The organism is Salegentibacter sp., assembly GCF_041642575.1.
Classification (GTDB): Bacteria; Bacteroidota; Bacteroidia; order Flavobacteriales; family Flavobacteriaceae; genus Salegentibacter.
Genome location: NZ_JBEPWD010000015.1, coordinates 21,249 through 30,131, shown reverse-complemented (window position 1 = coordinate 30,131; position 8,883 = coordinate 21,249). Strand labels below are relative to the sequence as shown.

9 protein-coding genes are annotated in these 8,883 nt (G+C 40.2%); 4 read left to right on the top strand and 5 right to left on the bottom strand.

The features are described 5' to 3' along the window. Positions 1–970: outer membrane beta-barrel protein (locus ACESK1_RS04585; RefSeq protein ID WP_372918377.1), on the top strand; the 970-nt coding region annotated here is incomplete at its 5' end. A 42-nt stretch (positions 971–1,012) separates the two neighbouring features. Here the strand turns inward: ACESK1_RS04585 and ACESK1_RS04580 are convergent. Continuing rightward, the gene (locus tag ACESK1_RS04580; protein WP_372918375.1) at positions 1,013–1,546 is read right to left on the bottom strand and encodes a lysophospholipid acyltransferase family protein; all 534 of its coding nucleotides are present in this window, start codon (positions 1,544–1,546) and stop codon (positions 1,013–1,015) included. Between the two features lie 280 nt (positions 1,547–1,826). Between ACESK1_RS04580 and trpS the strand changes: the two genes are divergently transcribed. After that, positions 1,827–2,795, top strand: a complete 969-nt coding sequence (gene trpS, locus ACESK1_RS04575) for a tryptophan--tRNA ligase (RefSeq protein WP_372918373.1) — start codon at positions 1,827–1,829, stop codon at positions 2,793–2,795. Here trpS and dprA read toward each other — a convergent pair. Further along, the gene (gene dprA / locus ACESK1_RS04570; protein ID WP_372918371.1) at positions 2,792–3,892 is read right to left on the bottom strand and encodes a DNA-processing protein DprA; all 1,101 of its coding nucleotides are present in this window, start codon (positions 3,890–3,892) and stop codon (positions 2,792–2,794) included. The two genes, trpS and dprA, sit on opposite strands and share 4 nt — an antisense overlap. Positions 3,893–3,990: 98 nt before the next feature. Between dprA and ACESK1_RS04565 the strand changes: the two genes are divergently transcribed. Together ACESK1_RS04565 and ACESK1_RS04560 are read left to right on the top strand one after the other, a co-directional pair. Then, entirely contained in the window at positions 3,991–4,923 is a 933-nt protein-coding gene (locus ACESK1_RS04565) for an SPOR domain-containing protein (protein WP_372918369.1), read from the top strand. A gap of 57 nt (positions 4,924–4,980) precedes the next feature. Beyond that, complete coding sequence (locus ACESK1_RS04560) at positions 4,981–5,496, top strand: acyl-CoA thioesterase (protein WP_372918367.1); 516 nt, start codon at positions 4,981–4,983, stop codon at positions 5,494–5,496. Between the two features lie 4 nt (positions 5,497–5,500). On the opposite strand, the gene ACESK1_RS04555 is transcribed toward ACESK1_RS04560, so the two are convergent. The 3 genes from ACESK1_RS04555 to ACESK1_RS04545 are packed head-to-tail and all read right to left on the bottom strand — an operon-like array spanning position 5,501 to position 8,859. After that, positions 5,501–6,724: a murein hydrolase activator EnvC gene (locus tag ACESK1_RS04555; protein WP_372918365.1), complete on the bottom strand. Its 1,224-nt coding sequence runs from the start codon at positions 6,722–6,724 to the stop codon at positions 5,501–5,503. Beyond that, a complete protein-coding gene (locus tag ACESK1_RS04550) occupies positions 6,721–7,491 on the bottom strand; it encodes a DUF4292 domain-containing protein (RefSeq protein ID WP_372918363.1) in 771 nt (256 codons plus the stop codon). Before ACESK1_RS04550 ends, ACESK1_RS04555 begins: the two co-directional genes overlap by 4 nt. Beyond that, positions 7,492–8,859, bottom strand: coding sequence for a tetratricopeptide repeat protein (locus tag ACESK1_RS04545; RefSeq protein WP_372918361.1), 1,368 nt, complete (start codon positions 8,857–8,859; stop codon positions 7,492–7,494). Between the last annotated feature and the right edge of the window lie 24 nt (positions 8,860–8,883).

Below are 8,883 nucleotides of genomic sequence, written 5' to 3'. Positions count from 1 at the left end.
AAAAAATACAGATGAAAATTCAGCTGTGGCAGAAACATTAAGACCTTCCGAAGAAGAAACCGAAAATAATATAGAAAACTCAAGCAAGTCAACTTCAACTAAAAATCCCGACTCTGAAGTCCTTATTGCTGATAGTGATGAAGAGGAAAATCAGAAAGAAAAAGACAGTATTACAGAAACCGCTATCGCCAATCTGGAAAAGGAAAGTATAATTGAGGAAGAAGAGGAAATAGAAATTGAGAATACACAAAAAAGCAAATTAAGCCTTAGCACTTTTGCCGCACCCGTAGTCTATAGTAATTTTGGAGGCGGTAGTGCTATAGATCCGCAGTTTTCGGCAAATCCTTCGAATTCCAATCTAACCATGGCCTACGGAGTAAATGTAGGCTACCAGGTTGCTAAAAGATTCAAAATAAGAACTGGAATAGGAAAAGTGGCCATGAGTTACGATATCCAGGATGTGATGTTTTCGGCTGCGATAATTCCTAATGCTATTGCCAGTATAGATTACAGTCCCGAAGGCAATAATTACCAGATACAAGGTCAGGGTAACAGGGACAGTTATTCAAACGTAGAAAGCTCTTTCGCTCCTCAAAGCGCCTCCAGATCGAGGTTGGGAGAATTAAATCAGCAATTTGGATACATAGAAATTCCCTTGGAATTGGAGTATAAACTCATCGATAAGAGATTAGGATTGAATATAATTGGAGGTGGAAGCAGTCTTATTTTAGATGAAAACAAGCTTTTGCTCAATTCGAATAACCAGAGTGCCACTCTGGGCAAGGCCAATAACATTAATGATTTGAGCTTTAGTACTAATATAGGATTGGGCTTGGATTACGATCTCAATGAGAGAATTAAATTGAACCTGGAGCCTATATTTAAATATCAGATCAACACATTTGAAAATACTCAAAACCTGCAGCCCTATCACTTCGGGATTTATTCAGGATTGAGCTATAAATTTTAGTTCTTACTACTGAGTTTCCCGCCGTTATCCCGGAAGGTCTTTTTAATATGAAGCTTTCAACTCCTCCAGGATCAGGGTCCTGGTTTTTAATTTTATTTCCCGCCGATCGTCCTGGGTCTTTCCTTCCGTGGGAATTAGATCATGAGCTTTTACTCTTAAAGGGCCCGGGCCTCCCGTGAGAAAGCGGTATGAAAAGCGCTTTTTTGTATCGTAAAAGGTGAAAGGAGCAATAGGAATCTGGTGATCTATCGCAAGTCGAAAGGCTCCATCTTTAAAAGTATCCAAAACAATATTGTGATCGTTCGGAACGCCACCTTCCGGAAAAATACAAATGCTGTTTCCCTGCTTTAATCGGCGTTGAGCCTCTTTAAAAACCCTGTGTTTACTCTGGCTTGAATTTCGGTCAACCAGGATACAAGTTCGGCTATAAAAGAATCCGAATAACGGGATACGGGCCAATTCCTTCTTGCCTACAAATATAAACGGATGTTTCACGACGGCCAGCATCAGCATAATATCTATCATAGAAGTATGGTTAGCAACCAGCATATAGCTACTTCCCTTCTGAAATTTCAAGGGTGTTTTACAAACCGGATAAAGGCCCATCCCATAAAGTATACTTTTCGCCCAGAGCCTGGCGCAGAAGTGATACTGTGGATAAAGCTTTTCAGAAGAAATAAAAATGAGCAAAAAAGGTAGCATTATGATTATTGGCAGAACCATTAATACATAAAACCAGATTCGCCACAATAAAATTGCCGTTCTTTTTAGTAGACCCATTGGCGCCAAAAATACTAAATTGAAGTGAGTGTCTTCCCTAAAAAAATTACCTTTGTCAAAAATCCGAAAAAAGACGATGTCCAGAATACTTACCGGAGTTCAAAGTACAGGAACTCCACACCTTGGAAACCTGTTGGGGGCAATTCTTCCGGCTATTGAAATGGCCAACCAGCCACAAAACGATTCATTTATTTTTATTGCCGATATGCATTCGCTCACCCAAGTAAAGAATGCAGAAACTCTTAGGCACAATACTTATTCTGTGGCAGCCACCTGGCTGGCTTGCGGAATAGATATCGAAAAGACGGTTTTTTACCGGCAGAGTGATATTCCGCAAACTGCTGAACTGGCCTGGTATTTAAGTTGTTTTTTTCCATATCAGCGTCTAACCCTGGCTCATTCTTTTAAAGATAAATCTGACAGGCTTGAGGATGTAAACGCCGGTCTCTTCTCCTATCCAATGCTGATGGCCGCCGATATCCTTCTTTATGATGCTGAAATCGTTCCGGTAGGAAAAGATCAGTTGCAGCATTTGGAAATCACACGCGATGTAGCATCGAGATTCCATAATCAAATGGGGGAAGCATTCGTGATCCCTGAAGCCAAAGTACAGGAAAACACCATGTACGTTCCCGGAACGGATGGCGGGAAAATGAGCAAATCACAAAACAATACAATTAATCTTTTTCAAACCGATAAAAAACTCAGGAAACAAATCATGGGCATAGAAACCGACAGCACTCCGCTGGAGGAACCCAAAAACCCTGATACCTGTAATGTCTTCGCACTTTACAAATTAATTGCCACGGAAGACCAAATTTCGGAAATGCGAAAAAATTATGAGGCCGGCGGATATGGCTACGGTCATGCTAAACAGGCACTTTACGAGGTTTTGGTTGAAAGATTCAAAGAGGCCCGCGAAAAATATGATTACTACATGAATAATCTCGAGGCGGTAGACCAGGCTCTGGCAGTCGGAGCAGAAAAAGCTTCTGTAGTAGCTAATGAGGTACTAAACAGAGTTCGAAAGAAAGTAGGTTATTAAATTAGCTCAAAAAGTTTCCCGGGTAAGGGTCTAATTACCCCTTTCAATTCGAGATTAAGTAAAATACCTGCGGTCTTAAAAGTAGGAAAGCCACAATTGAGCGCAATACTGTCTAACTGGGCTTTTCCGCGGTCCTTAAGAAAATCGTATATACTTTTTTCATCTCCTTCCAATTCAAAAAACAATTGCTTTTGAATGGGGTTTGATTTTGATTTCAGGTCCCAGTTCATCATATAAATCAGATCTGCTGCTGAGCTTAATAAATGGGCGTTTTGCGATTTTATAAGGTTATTACAACCTTTACTATAGGCATCGGTTGGGCGGCCGGGAACAGCAAAAACTTCACGGTTATAGGAATTAGCAATATCGGCAGTTACCAGGGAACCTCCTTTTTCAGCACTTTCTATTACAATAGTAGCTTCACTTAAACCCGCGATAATCCTGTTTCGTTTCAGAAAATTATTGCGGTCAAATATATCAGTGCTCCAGAAATCGGTATAGAATCCACCATTTTCTTCTATAGGTTTTACATATTTTTTGTGCACTTTTGGATAGATCTGGTTCAAACCATGAGCCAGGCAGCCTATAGTTTGCAGATTGTGCTGAAGTGCAGTTTTTTGTGCTGTGATGTCCACCCCATAAGCAAAACCGGAAACTATAACCGGATCTAATGGGCTTAGGTCCTCAATAAATTTTTCGCAGAAGGCGATTCCATGTGGGGTAACCTGCCTTGTTCCCACTACACTTATAATTCGCTTGTTCTGCAGGTTAATTTTGCCCCGGGAAAAAAGCAGGATTGGACCATCTAAGCAATGTTTCAATTTTTCAGGATAATCCGCTTCCTGGAAATAGTGGGTGTTGATGTTATTATCGACTATAAATTTAAGTTCATCTTCCGCAGCTTTCAGATGATCCTGGCTTTGGAACTCCTTTAACCGAATTGAGCCTATTCCGTTTATCTTTAAAAGATTTTGAGGCTTTTCCTTTATAATTGCTTCCGCTGAGCCTAACTTTCTTATTAATTTCTTTGCAGTGCTATCTCCCAGATTGGGAATGTGTTGTAGTGCCAGAACATATAATAAATCGGAAGCGCGCATAAAATCATTTTCAACTAAATTTAAAGAAAAAAGATTTGTTAATAAATATTCTTTGGGTAACTTTATGAACCCTCATAAAACCTCTTATTTTTGCGCTAATGAATATAACCAATCACATCCAGGATTTACTTTATCGTTACGAATGCGTAATCTTACCCGGTTTTGGGGCCTTTCTTTCTCAAAGGCAACCGGCTTACATTAAAGAAGACACCGGCGCTTTCTATCCCCCAAAAAAGGTTGTTTCCTTTAACGGACAGTTGGTAAAGAGTGACGGCCTATTGGCGAATTATATTACCGAAGCAGAAAATATCTCTTATCCTGCTGCGGTAAATCGGATTGCAGTTTTTGTAGATCAGCTTGAAAATTCTCTGGAAAGTGATGGCTCGGTAGAGCTGGAGAATATTGGGAGTTTTAGTTATTCCAACGAGGGGAATCTTCAGTTTGAACCTTTGGAAAAGCTCAATTTCCTTTCCGATTCCTTTGGGCTGGATAGTTTTAATTCTGCAAAAGTTAATCGTGAAGTTTATAAAGAGCAGGTAGAAGAACTTGAGGAAAAAGCACCTATCAACTTCACCCCTGAAAGAAGAAAAACCCCGGCCTTCCTTAAATATGCCGCTGTTGCTGTGATAGCACTTGGCCTGGGAGGATTCGCCGGACTCAACATTTACAGCGATCAGGTTACTAAACATAACCTGGCAGAACAGCAGGAAGCACAGGATCAACTTCAGCAGCAGATCCAGCAAGCCACTTTTGTGATAGACAATCCCCTACCTGCAATTACCTTCAATATTGAAAAGCAATCAGGAAATTATCATATTGTAGCCGGAGCTTTCAGAGTTGAGGAAAACGCAGTGAAAAAAGTAGATGAACTTCGCAATGAAGGTTTTAAAGCAAGACTGATTGACGTAAATAAATTCGGTTTGCATCAGGTGGTCTATGAAAGTCTTCAAACCCGTAGAGAAGCTCTGAAATTGCTGCGAGAAGTAAAGAGAAACAACGAAGGTGCCTGGCTACTTATCAAGGAACTTTAATAGGATTTTAGGTATTATTTGAACTAAGCGCCTTATTTTTGCCGAAAATTTGGCAATATGCAAGCAAAATACCCACACGAATCCCGTACTACCCTTACCGATCTTGTTCTACCTAGTGAAACAAATCCGTTGAACAATTTATTTGGAGGTGAACTCCTGGCACGGATGGATCGTGCTGCAAGTATTGCCGCCAGACGTCATAGCCGGAGAATTGTAGTTACCGCATCGGTAAATCACGTGGCTTTCAATAAAGCAATTCCTTTGGGAAGTGTTGTTACTGTTGAAGCCGCAGTTTCAAGAGCCTTTAATTCTTCCATGGAAATTTTTATTGATGTTTGGGTTGAGGATCGCGAAAGTGGTAACCGAACTAAGGCAAATGAAGCCATTTATACTTTTGTAGCGGTAGATGAAACCGGGTCTCCGGTAAATATTCCACCCCTGGAACCTGAAACCGAACTGGAAAAACAACGTTACGCAGCCGCTCTAAGACGAAAACAACTTAGCCTGGTACTTGCCGGAAAAATGAAACCTCAGGATGCAACAGAGCTTAAAGCGCTGTTTCAGGATAAATAAATTTTTACATCTGGATGATCCAGTCAGCTGGATTCATTTTCTCGGTATTCTTATAAATAAGGAAGTGAAGGGTGGTTTTTCCAGTACTTCGGCTAGTGGCAACTTCTCCCAATTCCTGTCCTGTGCTTATTACATCACCGCGTTTTACAAATACTTTTCCAAGATTGTTGTAAATGGTCAGGTAATCTCCATGTCTTAGCATTACGGCCTTATTGGCGCCTTTTACCGCCTGAACCTCACTCACGGTTCCATTAAACACTGCACGTGCTTTTCCACTCCTGTCGGTATCAATACGAACTCCATTGCTATTAATAGTAGTAGATCTTACTACAGGATGGGGCTGAGTACCAAATTTCATGGTTACAACACCAGTACGCACAGGCCAGGGCAACTGCCCTTTATTCTTTACAAAATCGGCAGCCAATGCTCTGGCTGCAGGTGTTAATTTATAAGTGTCTCTTGATTCCGATCCGCTTTCTTTATTGTCTTTGGCGATAGAAGCACGAATCATTTCCTCAATTTGCCGATCTATTTTATTAATCTCCTGCTGCTTTTGCTGAATCTGAGAAGCAAACTGACTTTCTTTACTTCTAATAGTTTTCATCAACTCCTGCTGAGACCTTCGGTTTTTTTCAAGGTCGGCACGGGTTTGCCTATTTTCAGCAATTAGTTTATCCTTTTCTTCTTTCTGATTGACGAGGTCCTCATTCAATTGCTGAAGTTCGGCAGTACGGGACTGGATCTCATCTCCTTGTTGCTTGCGGTAGTTGGCATATTGCTTCATATACTGAAGCCTTTTGTAAGCCTGAAGAAAATTATCTGAAGACAATAAGAACATTATCCTGCTGTTGGAAGATTTGCTTTTATATGACTTCTCTATCATTTGTGCGTAATCTTCCTTGAGGGTTTCGAGTTCCTTGCGCAAACGCCCTATTTTACTGGTATTAGAATTGATTTCCCGGGTAAGCAGGTTAGCCTGTTGATTGGTAACCCTGATTAAATTTTCGGTGCTCTTTATTTGCTGGTCCAAATCCTGAACCTCGCTTAAAACTGAACGCTCTTTTTGTTTATTGCTGCTTCTTAATTCGTTGATTCTTTTTATTTCACTGCGCAATTCCTGTCTCCGCTTCTCCAGCTCTTCACGAGATGTTTGAGCATTCGCCGGAAGACTTAGCAAAATTATGAATCCGAAGATAAAAAACGAATATGTGAACTTTCTTAGTTTCATTCTACGCTTATTTCCTCATATCCTGAAGGAATTTCAAAAGGAAAGCTCAATTCTGTATTTACCTCCAAAGAGCGGTAAGTAAGGTCTATATGGGTGTTCTTTGCTCCCTCATTGGCAATAATACTGATATTCCGTGGAAAAAATCTTCCGGAAATTTCCTGGTAACTCGCATAAGTAACGGTTACACTACGATTTTCTTCCTCCTGTGCCAGCTGTTGCGCTTCAGCCTTTAAATTCCCAGTATTTAGTAAAAACATTTTTTTTATAAAATCGTCTTTAACCGGTAAAAACTGATAACCTCTTGGCGTTTGGGAAAATTCATATTCCTCTGTTCGAAGATCATAGATAGCCTGTCCTAATAACAGGTTCTGAAGTTTTTCAAAATCCAGGGGAGTCCCCAGAATATCACTGATTAAGCTGAAATCACCTTCAAAATATGTTTTTCCAATTTTTTCATAGTAACTTACACTAGTAGGAGTAATATAGGCCTTGGCCATTGGAAAACCTAAAATAGTGGCACTAATCCAGATCGTCTTATCCTTCTCCATTCTAAAGTTAAGATTGACGGACTGGGTTTTATCTTCAGTTTGATAAACCGTACGCAGTTTTGCATTAAGGGTCTCGAAATCGGCTTCATTTTCATAATGCTTTGCTATGATCCCTGCCGCCTCAGCATCCTTAGTAACAATTCCCTTTTTTGTTCGTCCGCTTCCGCAGGAAATTACAATAACACTTAATAAAGCAAGTACAAATATCCTTCTAATCATTTATTCCAATTCTTTTAATAATTCATCAGCCTTCTCTTTAAACTCGGCTGCTTTTTCTTCATCTTCCAACCCGCTATAAGCTGCGGAAAGCTGATTATAAAAATCTATCTCCAGCCTTGTATTATCAATAAGATAATCGAGGCCAAATGTAAGTATTTCTTCTGCTTCACCATATTCTTCAAGATTATTTAAGGCCACGCCTTGCAGAAGGTATAAAAATGGCTGAGCAGGAAAGACTTCCAGGGCCTCACTGCTAAGTTTTTTTGCTTCTTCGTTGCGGCCCGCTTCAATTTGCAGGAGCAGCGTATTTTTAGTTAGTTCAAAATTGTCAGGATCCTGAGCAATGCCCTTTTCAAAAAACTTTAGAGCCTCTTCGTTTTTTGCCTTATTGAGGTAAAATTTCCCGAGTTGTTCATAAAGTTTTGGGGCGTCTTCCCATTCAACCAGGCTCTGACTTACCTCCAGCAATTCATCTTCAAAATTCGGGTTTTCATCAACAAATAATAAGAAATCATTCAGGACCTTAAATTTAGAGTCAGGATCGATCTCTTCACTTTCAAAGACAATTTTCATTGAATTCACTGCTGCTTCAGGTTTGTTGCGATCCAGATAAAATTTGTAAAGTGCCAGGTGCGCCAGGCTACTGCCGGGATTGGTTTCCAGTAATTCCAGCGCAGTTTGATAGGCTTCTTCCTCATCACCCTGCTCGCTGTAAATATAGATCAGGTTTAAGTAGTTTTGTTCGTTTTCAGGGTCCTGTTCTATCCCTTCTTCAAGATTACCTATTTGTGCGTCGGTATTGCCGGTTCGGGCATAGATTTGCCTTCGCATTGTATTCCTGTAACCGCTTATTCCCTCTTCTTCATCCAATTCATCAAGAACTTGTAATGCCTGTTCGTGATCTTCATTCAGCATGTAGAGATTGGCGAGATCCTCTTTATAATCAGGATTGAAATCCATTAATTTCTTTACGGTTTCAATGGCCTGATCAAAATCACCGGTGCTGCGGTTGGTATGATAGATCTCCACGAGAATATCTTCTTTTTTGGGTTCGAGGTCAAGCGCCTTTTGGTAATTTTCCAGGGCAAGTTCATAATTCTCCAGTTCCCGGTAATTCCTTCCCATTTCAAAATAGACCACTGCATTCTCTGGTTCTAATTCAAGGCATGCCTCCAGAGAAATTATTGCTTTCTCGTAATTCTCTATCCCTTTTTGTTTAAGGGCTTCAAAAAAATGTTCCTGAAATTCATCGGTCACATTGCCGAGATCATCTTCATTTACTTCATCAACGATTGCCTCCTTATCCTGAGCCGCCAAAGGCTGAAGAAAGAAGACACACAGTAGAAATAAATAAAGTGAATTTCTCATAATATATTTTTGAAGCCCAAAAAT